Raw genomic sequence first — 14,209 nt, 5'->3', positions numbered from 1 at the left:
GAGGCCTCGCGTTCGCGGCGCAGGGCTCGCGACGGCTCGCCGCAGCGAGCGAACGCTCTCCGGGCGATTCCTGCCCGGATTATTCACGCTGAACGCGACGTTCTGCGGGTGGCCCGAAGATGGCAAGTGCGCGCTGCGGACCCCGCGGCTCGCGCAAGCGGACGTCCTCGGCTCCCCGCTCCAGGGGTGCCGTCCACGGGTGCCCGCCCACGGCGGGAGGTCCGGCGCGTCGCCGGATCGTTCGGAGGTTTGCGTCGATGAAGAGGCTCCTCAACCAGCTCGCTTCCCTGAAGCTCGCCGTGATCCTGCTCGTGCTGCTGCTCGTCGGGCTCGCGGCGGGGACGATCATCGAGTCGTCCAGGGGCGCGCCCGTGGCTCAGCAGACCGTGTACTACGCCTGGTGGTTCCTCGCGCTGCAGGGGCTCTTCGCGGTGAACGTCACCGCGTCGATCCTGTCCCTCGCGCCGTGGGGCAAGAACCGCATCGGCTACGTCCTCACCCACGCCTCGATGATCGTCATCTTCATCGGGGCGGGGCTCACGTACTTCCTCAAGACCGAGGGGCAGCTCGGCCTCTGGGAAGGGAACAGCGGCGGCGAGATCGCCGTGTTCGACGAGGCCGGGCAGCCCGGCGCGCCTCACAAGCTCCCGTTCACGGTGAAGCTCGACGACTTCGAGGTGGAGAACTACCCGGGCACGATGCGGCCGTCGCAGTTCCGCAGCCGCGTCCAGGTCACCGACGGCGAGACGGGCGAGACGTTCGCGACCGAGATCTACATGAACCACCCGCTGCACTACCGCGGGTACAGCCTGTTCCAGTCGAGCTACCAGCAGGACCGCGACCCGCAGACCAACGAGATCCGCCGCGAGGCGACGATCCTCTCCGTCTCCAAGGACCCCGGGCAGACGATCGTGTTCGTGGGCTACACGTTCCTCGTGCTGGGCATGATCGTGGTGCTCGGCACGCGCATGGTCGAGGCGCGCAAGCGCGCCGAGCTCGAGCGCATGCTGGACGGCGGCGAGGCCGGCGGGCCTCGCCCCGCGGGCCGGGCGGGCAAGGCCGCCGCGGCGGTGGCGCTGGCGCTGTTCGCGGGCGTCGCGTCCGCGCAGGCTCCGGCGGCCCTGGACGGCTGGGCGAAGGTGGACGCGATGCGCCGGCTGCCGGTGCAGCACGACGGCCGCTCCATGCCGCTCGACACGCTCGCCCGCGAGGCGGTCTGGAACGTGACGGGGAAGTACTCCTGGAACGGCGAAGATCCGGTCGTCACCGTCGCGCAGTGGCTCTTCGACCCGATGCGCGCCTCCAACACGCCGCTGGTCGAGCTCGGCAGCCCCGAGCTCGCGGTCGCGGTCGGGCTCCCCAGCGGCACGAAGTACGCGTCGTTCTCGCAGCTGGTCTCGAGCCAGCGGGTGCTCGGGCTGATGCAGCAGGCGCGGCAGGCGGCGGCGCAGGATCGCCCGCGGACCGGCGTCCTCAGCGAGGCGGAGAAGCTCGAGGGCCGGCTGGTCTGGATGCAGGGCTTCCTGGAGCGGGAGAAGCTCCGCGCCATCCCCGTGGCCGGTCAGCCGCGGGCGCGCTGGGGCGTCCCTCAGCCGATGGGCAGCGTCGATGATCTCGTCGCGCTCTCCACCGGCCCGCGGCTCGAGGGCTGGCCGAGCCCCGCCGCCATCGACCGCGAGATCCTCTACAAGAAGGTGCGCGCGACGCGCGTCGCCTGGATCGTGCTCCTCGGCGCCCTCGTCCTGTCCCTCGTGGCCTGGAGCCGCAGGTCGAGGCTCCTCGACGTCCTCGCCTTCGCAGGCCTCCTCGGCGGATTCGGGGTGATGAGCTGGGGCATCGCGATGCGCTGGGCCGTCGCCGGCCGGATCCCGGCGTCGAACATGTACGAGTCGCTGCTCTTCCTCGCGTGGGGCGTCGGCCTCTTCGCGGTGGTGGCCCTCCCGGTGCTGCGCAACCGCCTCGTCGTCCTGAACGCGAACGCGATGGCGGCGCTCACCATGGCGCTCACGGACCTCCTGCCCATCGACCGGTTCATCCACCCCATGCCGCCCGTGCTCTCGGGCACGCCCTGGCTCGCGATCCACGTGCCGATCATCATGGTCGGCTACTCGGTCCTCGCGCTCGGCGTCGTGATCGCGCACATGCAGATCGGCTTCACGATGTTCGCGCCGCGCCGGACGGACCTGACCAACCGCATGGCCGACCTGAACTACTGGTACATGCTGGTCGGCAACATCCTCCTCATCGCGGGCATCCTCACCGGGTCCATCTGGGCGGCGTCCTCGTGGGGCCGGTACTGGGGCTGGGATCCGAAGGAGGTCTGGTCGCTCGTCGCGTTCCTCGCGTACATGGCGATCGTCCACGGCCGGTTCGACAAGCTCATCGGCCAGTTCGGCGTGGCGGCCCTGTCGATCGTGGCCTTCCAGACCATCCTCATGACGTACCTGGGCGTGAACTACGTGCTCGGTACGGGCCTCCACTCCTACGGCATGGGCGACTCGCCGGTGGTGAAGTGGATGATCCTGGTGGCGCTCGCCGAGGCCGCCTTCGTCGGCTGGGGCTGGTACGCGCACGCCCGGCAGCAGCGTGAGGCCGCCGTGGCCTGACCGGCGCTCGGCGATCGTTCGGTACGGAGGGCCGGCCCGGGCAACCCGGGCCGGCCCTCGTCGTTTCCTGCGCCGCCGCCACCCGGGTCCCGGGACCCGCGAAAAAAGAGACGGCCGGCCACCAGGAGGTGACCGGCCGTCGGGAGTGGCGCGCGGTACAGGATTCGAACCTGTGGCCTTCGGCTCCGGAGGCCGACGCTCTATCCAGCTGAGCTAACCGCGCTCGCGAGCCGCCGTATCTAGTGCAGGCGGGGCGGAAAGGCAAGGCAGTTCGCGGTGGTCGGCGATCTTCGGCCGACCCGCCGCTCGCCGCTGCCCGGCCGGAGAGGGCGGTTCCAAGTGCGGCGTAATGTCGCGGTTCCGCCTTGAACGACCCCCTCCTACATGCTAGCAAGGCATCCCGTGCAAGACATTCACTCGCTCGAGCAGCTGCTCAAGGTCACGGCGGTCGTCGCGGCCGCGATCTCGGCCGTCATCATCGTCTGGTACCTGGTGAAGCGCCCGCCGCTCGGGCGCATCACGAAGGTCATGCTGCTGTTCGGGCTCGGCGTGATGCCCATCGGCGTCGCGCTCACCGGGAACGTGGCGGGCTTCGAGTACACGCTGAAGCGGGAGTTCTGCAGCTCCTGCCACGTCATGCTGCCCTACACCGAGGACGCGGCGGACCCGAAGTCGAACAGCCTCGCCGCGATCCACAGCCGGAACTCCAGCTTCGGCGGTGAGAGCTGCTACACGTGCCACGCCGACTACCAGCTCTTCGGCGCGATGACCACGAAGGTGAACGGGCTCAAGCACCTCTACTACTACATCACCGCGTACGCGGACTCGGGGGAGTACGGAGAGGGTGGGCCCCGCATCCACCTGTACAAGCCGTTCAAGAACGGGAGCTGCACCCGCTGCCACTCGACCACCGCGCCGAGCTGGCTCGCGCGCGAGGAGCACGGCGGGATGATCGAGGAGCTCCGCGCCGGCGACGCCAGCTGCGTCGACTGCCACGGCGGCGCGCAGGTCCACCCGCGCTCTTTCAACCACGGCGGCAACGGCCGCGCGCCGACGGCGTCCGCCGGCGGCGAGAGGAAGGAGTAGCGCCGTGATCGGTCTCTCCCGGATCACCGTCCGCCGCCTGGTCCTCGTCTCCGCGGTCCTCACGCTGATCGCGCTCGGGCTCATGGTGGCGGGACTCTTCTGGCCATCGCCGCTGCTGCTCGTGCTCGCCATGAGCCTCGGCCAGCTCTTCGGGACCTCCTCGCTCGCCCTGTACCTCCTCGCCATCGCGCTCGACCTCCAGGGCGTCGGCGAGGACGAGGGGCTCGGGGGAGAGACGCCCGAGAGCTGACCCTCGCGTCCAGCGCGCGGACCCGGCGGCCGCTCGCCTGCGCGAGCGGCCTTCGCGTTCCCGGCCCGGAAGCAGCACGGCCGCCCGCGCGAGCGCGAGCGGCCGTTCGATGCGAGGGTGATCCGCGGCGGCGCTAGCCCGCCGACTGCGACTTGCAGACGCAGCTCGCGCTGCTCCCGGTGCACGGCTGGACCGAGGAGCTCTCCGCGCAGTACTGCCTCACGTCGCAGCACGTCTGCGTCGGAGCGCAGGGGGCCGCGGGCTCGGCGCAGACGGACAGGTTCACGCAGGCGCAGCTCGCGCCGTCCGTGCATTCCTGCGACGGGTTCCCCGCCGCGCGACAGGAGGCCCCCGACTCGCAGCAGAGCGGGTTCTGCGTGGTGCACGAGGTGCCGGTGGCGGCGCACGCGAGCTCGCCGCACACCTTCGTGGTCGAATCGCAGGTGAGCCCCTCGCAGCACGGCTGGGTCTGGCAGCTCTGCGTCAGCCCACCGCAGAGCGGAGGCGGCGGGGCGCAGGTGCCCTCGACGCACTCCTCGTTCACGTTGCAGCAGGGCGAGGTCGCCGTGCACGCCTGGCCGGACTCGGAGCAGGTCGGCCCGGAGGTCGGCGCCTTGCAGGCGCCGGCGGTGGCGCCGGGCTCGATGTCGCAGGAGAGCCCGCTGCAGCAGTCGGCGTCCACGGTGCAGCTCGCGGCCTCGGCCTGGCACACGCGGCAGGTGCCCTGGTCACAGGCGCCGGCGCAGCACTGGCCGGGGCCGGTGCACGCGCCGCCGTTCGTCACGCAGTCGCCGGCGCCGCCCTGCGAGTCGGCGCAGAAGTAGCCCGCCTCGGCGATGAGCTTGCACGTCGTGCCCTCGCAGCAGCTCGTGTCCGAGGTCCCCGTGCACGGGGTGCCGCGCGGGCTGCAGGCCGGACCGCCGGCCCCGCCGCCGCAGCGGAGCACGCCCTCGCCGTCGGGCACGCACGGCGCGAGGTCGCAGCACTGCTCGCGGATCTGGCAGACCTCGCCGATGGGCTTGCAGCACTCGGGCTTCGACCAGTCGTAGCCGGTGGGGCACTTGGTGCCGGTACCGCCGCCGGGCCCGGAACCGAAGCAGCGGGGGATCTTGTTCGTGTCGAGCTTGCAGACGATCTTGCCGCTGCCGTTGAAGTCGCCGGGGACGCAGCAGTTCTGGGAGGCGTTGTCGCCGAACGCGCCGCAGATGTTGCCCGGCGGGTTGCAGCTCTGCCCGTTCGAGCAGGTGCGATCGTTCTTCGAGCTCGGGTCGAACTCGGGCGCCGTGTCGCTGGCGGACGGGCCGTCGCAGAACACGCCGTAGGTGCTCTCCTTCGTCCCCGGAGACGCCTCGTTCGTGCCGCCGCAGCACGCGTCGGTGCTGTCGCAGAACGAGCCCGTCATCCGGCAGCCGCCCGCCGGCTGGCAGACCTTGGTGCCGCTGCCGAGGTCCACGCACTTGCGGGTGCAGCAGTTCGAGTCGTTCGTGCACGGCACGCCGTCCTGCGTGCAGCCGCCGTCCGGCGCCTTGCAGCGACCGGGGGAGCCGTCGCCGTCGGCGGTGCAGAGCCCGGAGCAGCAGTCCTGCGGGCGCAGGCAGATGTCGCCAGGCGCGTTGCAGTAGGAGGCGGGGACGCAGGTGCCCCCCTGGCAGTTGCGCGAGCAGCAGGCGTCGCTCGAGCCGCAGGATTCACCCAGCGTCGTGCACGCGTACTTGGTGCCGTCGGAGCCGAGCGGCTGGCAGACGCCGCCCGCGAGCGTCTTCGAGCAGCACAGCGCGGCCTGGGTCGCGGGATCGCCGGCCTGGATGCAGGTGCGGGGGTCACAGGTGCCGCGCGCCGTGGCGGTCTCGCCGAGGCAGTTCTTCGAGCAGCACTCGAGGTCGGCGGCGCACGAGCTGCCCTCCACGGTGCAGGCGCCGGAGTCGGTGCACTTGCCGGAGGCGCAGGTCTTGGAGCAGCACTGGTCGTTGGCGGTGCACGCCTCGTTCTGCAGGCTGCACTGCGGGGCCTGAGGCTCTCCGCAGTGGCCGCCGTTGCACGCCCCGCTGCAGCAGTCGGCGTCGGCGGTGCACGCCGCGCCTGGGTCGGGGAGACAGGCACCAGGATCGACGCACACCCCGTTGCTGCTGCAGAGCAGCGCCGCGGGAGAGTCGCAGCAGTCCCCGGAGACGTCGCACGCGGCGCCCTCGCCGCCACAGTAGCCGTCCGGCACGCAGATGCCGGCCGAGCAAGCGCCCGAGCAGCACTCGGACGGCGCTGCGCACGCCTGCCCGAGGCCGGCGAGCGTGCACGCCGGATCATCTTTTCCGCCGCCCCCGGAGCTGCAGGCGAGGAAGAATGAGGAAAGGGCAGCGACGAGCAGCCCGAGCCGAGCGTGTCCGCTTCGCATGAACGCCTCCTGTGCGACCAGGCGAGCAACCTGACACAGCTCTCCCGAGATTTCCATTTGGTGTCAGGTACTTCCGTGTGCGGACGGGTGGGCGGCGGTCGGCTCGCGCGCCCGGTTCGGAGGGGGGGTGGGTTTCTTGACCCCCCACCGCGCGGGCTGCTACTGAATGGACCGCTTGCGGAGGCTGGATGTGCCTCCACTTCGGACTTGGGGGAACATGGCTATCCGGGCAATCGCGGTGGAGGACGACGAGGCGGTCTCCCGGCTCATCGCGCAGGTCCTCACCTCGCACGGCTTCGAGGTGTGCGGCACCGCGGCCAGCGGGGAGGAGGGGGTGACGCTCGCCCGCCGGGAGCGTCCGGACGTGGCGCTCGTGGACCTCGGGCTGCCCAAGATGAGCGGCGAGGACGTCATCGCCACCATCCGGCACGAGCTCCCCAAGACGGCCTGCATCGCCCTGACCGCGGTGGACATCCCCGCGCGCGTCCTCGCGGCCATGCGCGCCGGCGCCTCCGGCTACATCCTGAAGCCGTTCCACGCCGCCGAGCTGACCCGCGCCGTGGAGGACGTGCTCAGCGGCGACGCCGCCCCCATCAGCCCGCGCGCCGCGAAGGTGCTCCTCTCCGAGCTGCGCGGCGACCCGCCCGACCAGAAGGCGAAGGACGGCCCGGCGCTCTCGAAGCGCGAGCTCGAGGTGCTGCAGCTGCTCGTGCACGGCCACACCTACGCGGACGTGGCGCAGGCGCTCGGGATCGCCGAGGGGACCGTGCAGACGTACGTGAAGCGGATCTACGAGAAGATGGACGTCTCCACGAAGGCCGAGGCGGCGCTCCTCGCGGTCGCCCGCGGCCTCGTGAAGCCCTGAGACGAGGGGTCTCGCCCGGAGGAACGCCCCCGCTCGCCGCGCTGAAGATCCCTCGAGCGGGGGTTAAGAAGGGCGTCTCCTTCTGGTGAGGAGGGCGGCCGAAGGCGCGCGGCTTGGCCCGGCGCGCCTTGACTTCGCCTGATCGACCCCTATAATGAGGCCCTTTTTTGGTCTCGGGAAGCGTTGTAAATGCGCGTCAACATTGACGAAATCAAGGAGGCCGGACTCCGGCGCAGCTGGGACGTGGCTCGCGAGCAGCTCGACGAGATGGTCGCCGGCGACCGCGCGGGGTATCGCGCGCGGGGCCCTGCGCACGTGGAGGCGAAGCTCGAGCGGATCGAGCGTCGCGTCCGCGTCGAGGGGCACGCCCGGGCCGAGCTCTCGGCGGCGTGCGGCCGCTGCCTCGTCCCGATCTCACTGGACGTCCCGGTCGACTTCGAGCTCACGCTCGTGCCGGCGGAGGAGCTCGCCGGCGAGACGCACGGCGGGAAGGACTCGAACACGGGTCCGGTCGCCGGTAGCTTCGATCCCGGGCAGGCGGAGGAGGACACGTACTCGGGCAAGGTCGTGGACCTCGACCCGATCCTCCGCGAGCAGATCCTCCTCGCGCTCCCGGGCTACCCGGTGTGCACCGAGGGCTGCAAGGGCCTCTGCCCCGTGTGCGGGGCCAACTTGAACGATCGCGAGTGCGGCTGCGATCGCCACGTTCCGGATCCGCGCTGGGCGGGCCTCAAGAACGTGAAGCTGTAGGAGCGGCCGTACCAGTCAGCAAAAGGAGCACGCCGTGGGTGTCCCGAAGAAGCGTACGAGCAGCATGCGCCGCGATCGCCGCCGCGCGTCGAACTTCAAGATCAAGGTGGCGAACGTCACCAAGTGCCCCAAGTGCAAGGAGCCGGTGATCTCGCACCGCGCTTGCCCGTCCTGCGGGACGTACAAGGGCGAGCAGATCACCGAGGCGACGTAGCAAGCCCCGATGGTCGGGAAGATCGCGCCCGTCGCCGTGGATGCGATGGGGGGCGACCACGCCCCGGGCGCGATCGTTCAAGGCGCCATTAACGCAGCGCGTAAGGGGCTGCCGATCCTCCTGGTCGGCCCCGAGGCGCGGTTGCGCGACGAGCTCGCGCGCCATCGCGCCGGGCACGCGCTGCCGATCGAGGTGCACCACGCCGGCGAGGTCGTCGAGATGGACGACCACCCCGGCCAGGCGATGCGCCGCAAGCGCGACAACTCCATCCGCGTCTGCTTCGAGCTCGTGAAGTCGGGCCGGGCGAGCGCGATGGTGTCGGCGGGCAACTCCGGGGCGGTGATGGCCGGCGCGATCTTCGTGCTCGGCCGCCCGGAGGGCGTGGAGCGGCCGGCCATCATCTCGGTGCTGCCGGCGCTCAAGGGCTCCTCGATCCTGCTCGACATGGGCGCGGTGGTGGACTGCAAGCCCATCCACCTCGTCCAGTTCGCGCTGATGGGCGAGGTCTACGCCCGGCGCGTCGTGGGCGTCGCCCGCCCGAAGGTCGCCATCCTCGCGAACGGCGAGGAGGAGTCGAAGGGGACGGACCTCACCCGCGCCGCCGCCGCCGCGCTCCGGCACGCCCCCCTCCAGTTCGTGGGCTACTGCGAGGGGCGCGATCTCCTCACCGGCGAGGTGGACGTCATCGTCACCGACGGCTTCACCGGCAACGTCGCGCTCAAGACGATGGAGGGGACCGCGAAGGTGGTGGGCGAGTACCTGAAGCGCGCGCTCCGCTCCACCGCCGTCTCCGCCATCGGCGGGATGCTCTCCAAGGCCGCGCTCGACGGCATGAAGAAGCGCCTCGACTGGCGCGAGGTCGGCGGCGCGCCGCTGGTGGGCGTGAACGGCGTCGGCTTCATCTCCCACGGACGCTCGGACGCGATCGCGATCGAGAACGCCATCCACCGGGCCCGGGACGCCGCCCGCGCCCACTTCGTAGACGAGATCGCCCGCGCGGTCGCGCCGTCGGAGGCGCTCCTCGAGGGCGCCGCCGGCCGCGCCGCGAGGCCACCCCCTCCGCGCCGCGCCTCGTCGCACGACGCCTGATTCGAAAGGAAGACATGCGATCGTTCATCGCCGGCACCGGTTCCTACGCGCCCGAGAAGGTCCTGACGAACCGTGACCTCGAGAAGATGGTCGAGACGAGCGACGACTGGATCGTCGAGCGGACCGGCATCCGCGAGCGTCACGTGGCGTCCCCCGACGAGGCGACGAGCGACCTCGCCGTGAAGGCGGCCGTCCGCGCGTGCGAGGCGGCCTCCCTGGATCCCAAGGACGTCGAGGCGATCGTGGTCGGCACCATCACGCCCGACTACCCGTTCCCCTCCGCCGCCGCGGTCCTCCAGGGCCGGCTGGGGAACAAGAAGGCGTTCGCGTTCGACGTGTCCGCCGCCTGCGCCGGCTCGCTCTACGCGCTGTCGGTCGCCGATCGATACGTGGCGAGCGGCGCGGTGAAGAACGCGCTCGTGGTCGGGGCCGACACCCTCACGCGCATCACCGACTGGACCGATCGCAACACGTGCATCCTCTTCGGCGACGGCGCGGGCGCGATGGTGCTGAAGCCCACCGACGACCCGAGCCGCGGCATCCTCACGACGCGGCTCCACTCGGACGGCGCGCTGGTCCCCATCCTCTTCCAGCCCGGCGGCGGCTCGCGCGAGCCGATCTCGGAGAAGGTCCTCCGGGACAAGTCGCACTTCGTGAAGATGAACGGCCGCGAGGTGTTCCGGGTCGCGGTGCGCGCGCTCGAGGAGAGCTGCCGCGAGGTGCTCGCGGCGGAGAAGCTCACCCCGGGCGACGTGACCTACGTCATCGCGCACCAGGCGAACAAGCGGATCCTGGACGCGACGCTCCAGCGGCTCGAGCTCCCCGCCTCGAAGTGCTGGATGAACCTCGAGAAGTACGGCAACACCTCGGCGGCGAGCGTGCCGATGACGCTGGACGAGGCGAACCGGGCCGGCTGGTTCAAGCCGGGCGACGTGATCCTGATGATGGCGATCGGCGGCGGCATGGCGTGGGGCGCCAGCGTCGTGCGGTGGTAGGCGAGGAGAACGGCACGGCGATGGGCAAGCTCGCATTCGTCTTCCCCGGCCAGGGGTCGCAGGCCGTGGGCATGGGCAAGGACCTCCACGATCGGTTCCCCGAGGCGCGCGCCGTGTTCGAGGCGGTGGACGCCGCCCTCGGCGAGCGGCTCTCCGCGCTCTGCTTCGAGGGGCCGGAGGACCGGCTCCGCCTCACCGCCAACACCCAGCCGTCCATCCTGACCGTGTCCGCCGCGGCCGCCGCGGTCCTCGCGGCGCGCGGCGTCGTCCCCGCGCTCGTGGCCGGCCACTCGCTCGGGGAGTACTCCGCGCTCGTCGCCGCGGGCGCGTGCGGCGCCGCGGCGGCCGCGAAGGCGGTCCGCGCGCGCGGCACGTTCATGCAGGAGGCGGTGCCGGCCGGCGAGGGCGCGATGAGCGCCGTGCTCGGGCTCGACCCGGCCAAGGTGCGCGAGATCTGCGCGGCGGTGGCGGCCGAGACGGGCGCGGTCGTCTCGCCCGCGAACTACAACGAGCCGGCCCAGACCGTCATCGCCGGGGCCGCGGGCGCCGTGGAGCAGGCCGGGGTGCGCCTCAAGGAGGCCGGGGCCAAGCGCGTGCTCCCCCTCCCGGTGTCCGCCCCCTTCCACTGCGCCCTCATGGCGCCGGTGAAGGCGCGGCTCGAGCCCGTGCTGCGGGAGATCCCCTGGGCGGCGCCGCGCTGCCCGGTGGTGACGAACGTCGAGGCGAGGCCGAACGCCGACGCCGGGCGGATCGTGCCGCTCCTCGTCGAGCAGGTGACGGCCCCGGTGCGCTGGATCGAGTGCGTCGAGGAGCTCGTCCGGCAGGGCGTCACCCGCGTGGTCGAGGTGGGGCGGGGGAAGGTGCTGTCCGGCCTCGCGAAGCGCATCGACCGCAGCGTCGAGACCTGGAACGTCGAGGACGGCGCGTCGCTGGAGAAGACGCTCGCCGCCCTCGCGGCGTGAGAGGAGAGGGGATGTTCGACTTCACCGGCAAGACCGCGCTCGTGACCGGGGCCTCCCGCGGCATCGGGCGCGCCGTCGCGGTCGCCCTCGCGAGGGGCGGCGCGAACGTGGCGCTCAACTACGCGGGCAACGAGGCGGCCGCCGCGGAGGCGCTCGCGCTCGTCCAGCAGGCGGGGGCGCCGAAGGCCAAGCTCTACCGGTTCGACGTCGCCGACCCGGCCGCCTGCAACCAGGCGGTCGAGGCGATCGTCGCGGAGCTGGGCGGGCTGCACGTCCTCGTGAACAACGCCGGCATCGCGGTGGACCAGCTCGTCATGCGCCTCAAGGACGAGGACTGGAACCGCCAGCTCCAGGTGAACCTCACCGGCGCGTTCAACCTGACGCGCGCCGTCACGCGCCCGATGATGAAGGCGCGGGGCGGGGCGATCGTGAACCTCACCTCGGTGGTCGGCGAGATGGGCAACGCCGGCCAGGCCGCCTACGCGGCGACGAAGGCCGGCCTGATCGGCCTCACCAAGTCCGTCGCGCGCGAGCTCGCCTCGCGCAACGTCCGCGTGAACGCGGTGGCGCCGGGCTACATCGAGACGGACATGACCGCGGCGCTCCCCGAGGCCGCGAAGGCGAAGCTGCAGGACCTCATCCCGCTCGCGCGGCTCGGGACCGCGGACGACGTCGCGAACGCGGTGGCGTTCCTCGCGAGCGATCTGGCGTCGTACGTGACCGGCGAGGTGCTGCGGGTCAACGGCGGCATGTACATGTAGCCTCGCCCGCGCGGGCGCGGCTCTTCAACGGCTTCACACCACAGGAGGACGGAACATGACCACGGCGAACGTCGAGCAGAAGGTGAAGAACATCATCGCGGACCAGCTGGGCGTCGGCGAGGACGAGATCAAGATCACCTCCAGCTTCATCGAGGACCTCGGCGCCGACTCGCTCGACATCGTCGAGCTCGTCATGGCGATGGAGGAGGAGTTCGAGGTCGAGATCCCGGACGAGGAGGCGGAGAACATCAAGACCGTCCAGGACGCGGTGAACTACATCACGACGCACAAGAAGTAGCGGCAGGCGAGGGACCCCGGGCGAGAAGCGCCCGGGGCGCAGTTCGGTTATTTTACCTGAGGTGAACCGCATGAGCAGGCGCCGTGTCGTCGTCACCGGGCTCGGTCTCGTCTCCCCCGTCGGCATCGGGGTGGAGGAGTCCTGGGCCGCGCTCGTCGCCGGGAAGAGCGGCATCGGGCCGATCACCCTGTTCGACGCGTCGACCTTCCCGACCCGCATCGCGGGCGAGGTGAAGGGGTTCGATCCCACGAAGTTCATGGATCGCAAGGAAGCGCGGCGGAACGACCGGTTCATCCAGTTCGCGCTGGCCGCGGCCGACATGGCCATGAAGGACTCCGGCCTCGACATGGCGAAGGAGGACCCGGAGCGGATCGGCGCCATCGTCGGCGCCGGCATCGGCGGCCTCGGGACCATCGAGGAGGAGCACAAGGTCTTCCTCGAGAAGGGCGTCCGCAAGATCGGCCCCTTCTTCATCCCGAGCCTCATCATCAACCTGGCGCCCGGGCAGATCAGCCTGAAGTACGGCCTGAAGGGCCCGAACTTCTCGCCGGTGTCCGCCTGCGCGACCGGCAACCACTCGATCGGCGACGCGACGCTCTACATCGAGCGCGGCCTCGCCGACGTGATGATCACGGGCGGCTGCGAGGCCACCATCACGCCGCTCGGCATCGGCGGGTTCTGCGCGGCCCGCGCGCTCTCCGAGCGGAACGACGCGCCGGAGCAGGCGAGCCGGCCCTTCGACAAGAACCGCGACGGCTTCGTCGCCGGAGAGGGCTCCGGCCTCCTCATCCTCGAGGAGTACGAGCACGCGCGCCGCCGCGGCGCGAGGATCTACGCCGAGGTGGTGGGCTACGGCGCGAGCGCCGACGCGAACCACATCACCTCGCCCGCGCCGGAGGGCGAGGGCGGCCAGCGCGCGATGCGCATGGCGCTCGGCGACGCCGGGATCTCCCCCGACCAGGTCGGCTACGTGAACACGCACGGCACCTCCACGCCGCAGGGCGACGTGGCCGAGTGCCAGGCCATCGGCAAGGTGTTCGGCGCGCACGCGAAGCAGGGGCTCATGGTGTCCTCGACGAAGTCGATGACGGGGCACCTCCTCGGCGCCGCCGGAGGGCTGGAGGCGGTGGTGTCCGTCCTCGCCCTGGCGCGCGGCGTCCTCCCTCCGACCATCAACGTCGAGGAGCAGGATCCCGAGTGCCCGCTCGACGTCATCCCGAACCAGGCGCGCGAGGTCCGGATCGACTACGCGATGTCGAACTCCTTCGGGTTCGGCGGCACGAACGCGGTGCTGCTGTTCAAGAGGGCGTAGCGGCGTCGCGGCCGAGTCCCTGGGGCGCCGTCCGCCGGGCGGCGCCCTTCGGCGTCTCGTGGCGGGCGGGCGTCCGGCGGCCAAGCCGCCCCCGACGAGAGGGGGCGACGCGAGCCCCGCCGGTGTGGAAGAATGCCGCCCCTTCCGGAGGACTCCATGGCGGATCGTGTGATCGCGGGCTCGGACCACGCGGGGCTTTCGCTCCGCGCCGAGGCCGTGAAGGTGGCCCGCGAGGCCGGCTTCGAGGTCGAGGACGTCGGGCCGTTCTCCGGGGAGAGCGTGGATTACCCGGACTACGCCCGGCAGGTGGCCGAGGCCGTGGCGAGCGGGCGGGCGCGGCTCGGCCTCCTCGTGTGCGGGACCGGCATCGGGATGTCGATCGCGGCCAACAAGGTGAAGGGGGCGCGCGCTGCGCACTGCGCCTCGGAGTACGAGGCGCGGATGGCGCGCCTCCACAACGACGCGAACGTGCTCTGCATCGGCGAGCGCGTGGTCGGGCTGGGCCTCGGGGCCGCGATCGTGAAGGCGTTCCTCGAGACGCGCTTCGAGGGCGGCCGCCACGAGCGCCGCGTCCAGAAGCTGAAGGACATGGAAAAGTAGGTTGCGGGGCGGTATGAACGCCGCTCGCCGCG

The 14,209-nt window shown here is 71.5% G+C and carries 14 protein-coding genes and 1 tRNA gene; 13 read left to right on the top strand and 2 right to left on the bottom strand.

The window, feature by feature from the left end; translation table 11 throughout:
• Positions 1–257: 257 nt before the first annotated feature.
• Positions 258–2,606, top strand: coding sequence for a cytochrome c biogenesis protein CcsA (ccsA, locus tag ANAE109_RS14085; protein WP_012097550.1), 2,349 nt, complete (start codon positions 258–260; stop codon positions 2,604–2,606).
• A gap of 146 nt (positions 2,607–2,752) precedes the next feature.
• On the opposite strand, the gene ANAE109_RS14080 is transcribed toward ccsA, so the two are convergent.
• Positions 2,753–2,829, bottom strand: a tRNA-Arg gene (locus ANAE109_RS14080).
• Positions 2,830–3,008: 179 nt separating this feature from the next.
• Between ANAE109_RS14080 and ANAE109_RS14075 the strand changes: the two genes are divergently transcribed.
• Both ANAE109_RS14075 and ANAE109_RS14070 read left to right on the top strand, forming a co-directional pair.
• The gene (locus ANAE109_RS14075) at positions 3,009–3,692 is read left to right on the top strand and encodes a NapC/NirT family cytochrome c (protein WP_143827974.1); all 684 of its coding nucleotides are present in this window, start codon (positions 3,009–3,011) and stop codon (positions 3,690–3,692) included.
• 4 nt (positions 3,693–3,696) lie between these two features.
• Positions 3,697–3,942 carry a hypothetical protein gene (locus tag ANAE109_RS14070; RefSeq protein WP_012097548.1) on the top strand — a complete coding sequence of 82 codons (246 nt, stop codon included), beginning with the start codon at positions 3,697–3,699 and terminating at the stop codon, positions 3,940–3,942.
• A gap of 133 nt (positions 3,943–4,075) precedes the next feature.
• Here the strand turns inward: ANAE109_RS14070 and ANAE109_RS14065 are convergent, their stop codons facing one another.
• A complete protein-coding gene (locus ANAE109_RS14065; protein ID WP_012097547.1) occupies positions 4,076–6,331 on the bottom strand; it encodes a hypothetical protein in 2,256 nt (751 codons plus the stop codon).
• 217 nt (positions 6,332–6,548) lie between these two features.
• Between ANAE109_RS14065 and ANAE109_RS14060 the strand changes: the two genes are divergently transcribed.
• The 10 genes from ANAE109_RS14060 (at position 6,549) to rpiB (ending at position 14,177) form a co-directional block, all read left to right on the top strand.
• Complete coding sequence (locus ANAE109_RS14060) at positions 6,549–7,196, top strand: response regulator transcription factor (protein ID WP_012097546.1); 648 nt, start codon at positions 6,549–6,551, stop codon at positions 7,194–7,196.
• Positions 7,197–7,385: 189 nt separating this feature from the next.
• Positions 7,386–7,946: a DUF177 domain-containing protein gene (locus ANAE109_RS14055; RefSeq protein ID WP_012097545.1), complete on the top strand. Its 561-nt coding sequence runs from the start codon at positions 7,386–7,388 to the stop codon at positions 7,944–7,946.
• A gap of 34 nt (positions 7,947–7,980) precedes the next feature.
• On the top strand, positions 7,981–8,160 hold the full coding sequence (rpmF, locus tag ANAE109_RS14050; protein WP_012097544.1) for a 50S ribosomal protein L32: 180 nt from the start codon (positions 7,981–7,983) through the stop codon (positions 8,158–8,160).
• Positions 8,161–8,169: 9 nt separating this feature from the next.
• Positions 8,170–9,249, top strand: a complete 1,080-nt coding sequence (plsX, locus tag ANAE109_RS14045) for a phosphate acyltransferase PlsX (RefSeq protein WP_012097543.1) — start codon at positions 8,170–8,172, stop codon at positions 9,247–9,249.
• A 14-nt stretch (positions 9,250–9,263) separates the two neighbouring features.
• Positions 9,264–10,244, top strand: a complete 981-nt coding sequence (locus ANAE109_RS14040) for a beta-ketoacyl-ACP synthase III (protein ID WP_012097541.1) — start codon at positions 9,264–9,266, stop codon at positions 10,242–10,244.
• A gap of 20 nt (positions 10,245–10,264) precedes the next feature.
• The gene (gene fabD / locus ANAE109_RS14035; protein ID WP_012097540.1) at positions 10,265–11,206 is read left to right on the top strand and encodes an ACP S-malonyltransferase; all 942 of its coding nucleotides are present in this window, start codon (positions 10,265–10,267) and stop codon (positions 11,204–11,206) included.
• An 11-nt stretch (positions 11,207–11,217) separates the two neighbouring features.
• Entirely contained in the window at positions 11,218–11,967 is a 750-nt protein-coding gene (gene fabG, locus ANAE109_RS14030) for a 3-oxoacyl-[acyl-carrier-protein] reductase (RefSeq protein ID WP_012097539.1), read from the top strand.
• A 55-nt stretch (positions 11,968–12,022) separates the two neighbouring features.
• On the top strand, positions 12,023–12,265 hold the full coding sequence (gene acpP, locus ANAE109_RS14025; RefSeq protein ID WP_012097538.1) for an acyl carrier protein: 243 nt from the start codon (positions 12,023–12,025) through the stop codon (positions 12,263–12,265).
• 70 nt (positions 12,266–12,335) lie between these two features.
• Positions 12,336–13,577, top strand: a complete 1,242-nt coding sequence (fabF, locus tag ANAE109_RS14020; protein WP_012097537.1) for a beta-ketoacyl-ACP synthase II — start codon at positions 12,336–12,338, stop codon at positions 13,575–13,577.
• 156 nt (positions 13,578–13,733) lie between these two features.
• Positions 13,734–14,177 (top strand): ribose 5-phosphate isomerase B, encoded by a 444-nt coding sequence (gene rpiB, locus ANAE109_RS14015; protein WP_012097536.1) that lies wholly within the window; start codon positions 13,734–13,736, stop codon positions 14,175–14,177.
• The last annotated feature ends 32 nt before the right edge of the window (positions 14,178–14,209 follow it).

The organism is Anaeromyxobacter sp. Fw109-5, from assembly GCF_000017505.1.
Classification (GTDB): Bacteria; Myxococcota; Myxococcia; order Myxococcales; family Anaeromyxobacteraceae; genus Anaeromyxobacter.
This window is presented reverse-complemented; position numbering and strand designations above follow the sequence as displayed.

Excerpts from the sequence above, each read along its gene's own strand:
- acpP (WP_012097538.1), top strand. The coding sequence starts at position 12,023 with ATGACCACGGCGAACGTCGAGCAGAAGGTGAAGAACATCATCGCGGAC.
- ANAE109_RS14065 (WP_012097547.1), bottom strand. The coding sequence starts at position 6,331 with ATGCGAAGCGGACACGCTCGGCTCGGGCTGCTCGTCGCTGCCCTTTCC.
- fabG (WP_012097539.1), top strand. The coding sequence starts at position 11,218 with ATGTTCGACTTCACCGGCAAGACCGCGCTCGTGACCGGGGCCTCCCGC.
- rpiB (WP_012097536.1), top strand. The coding sequence starts at position 13,734 with ATGGCGGATCGTGTGATCGCGGGCTCGGACCACGCGGGGCTTTCGCTC.
- fabF (WP_012097537.1), top strand. The coding sequence starts at position 12,336 with ATGAGCAGGCGCCGTGTCGTCGTCACCGGGCTCGGTCTCGTCTCCCCC.
- ANAE109_RS14055 (WP_012097545.1), top strand. The coding sequence starts at position 7,386 with ATGCGCGTCAACATTGACGAAATCAAGGAGGCCGGACTCCGGCGCAGC.
- plsX (WP_012097543.1), top strand. The coding sequence starts at position 8,170 with ATGGTCGGGAAGATCGCGCCCGTCGCCGTGGATGCGATGGGGGGCGAC.
- ANAE109_RS14060 (WP_012097546.1), top strand. The coding sequence starts at position 6,549 with ATGGCTATCCGGGCAATCGCGGTGGAGGACGACGAGGCGGTCTCCCGG.
- ccsA (WP_012097550.1), top strand. The coding sequence starts at position 258 with ATGAAGAGGCTCCTCAACCAGCTCGCTTCCCTGAAGCTCGCCGTGATC.
- fabD (WP_012097540.1), top strand. The coding sequence starts at position 10,265 with ATGGGCAAGCTCGCATTCGTCTTCCCCGGCCAGGGGTCGCAGGCCGTG.
- ANAE109_RS14040 (WP_012097541.1), top strand. The coding sequence starts at position 9,264 with ATGCGATCGTTCATCGCCGGCACCGGTTCCTACGCGCCCGAGAAGGTC.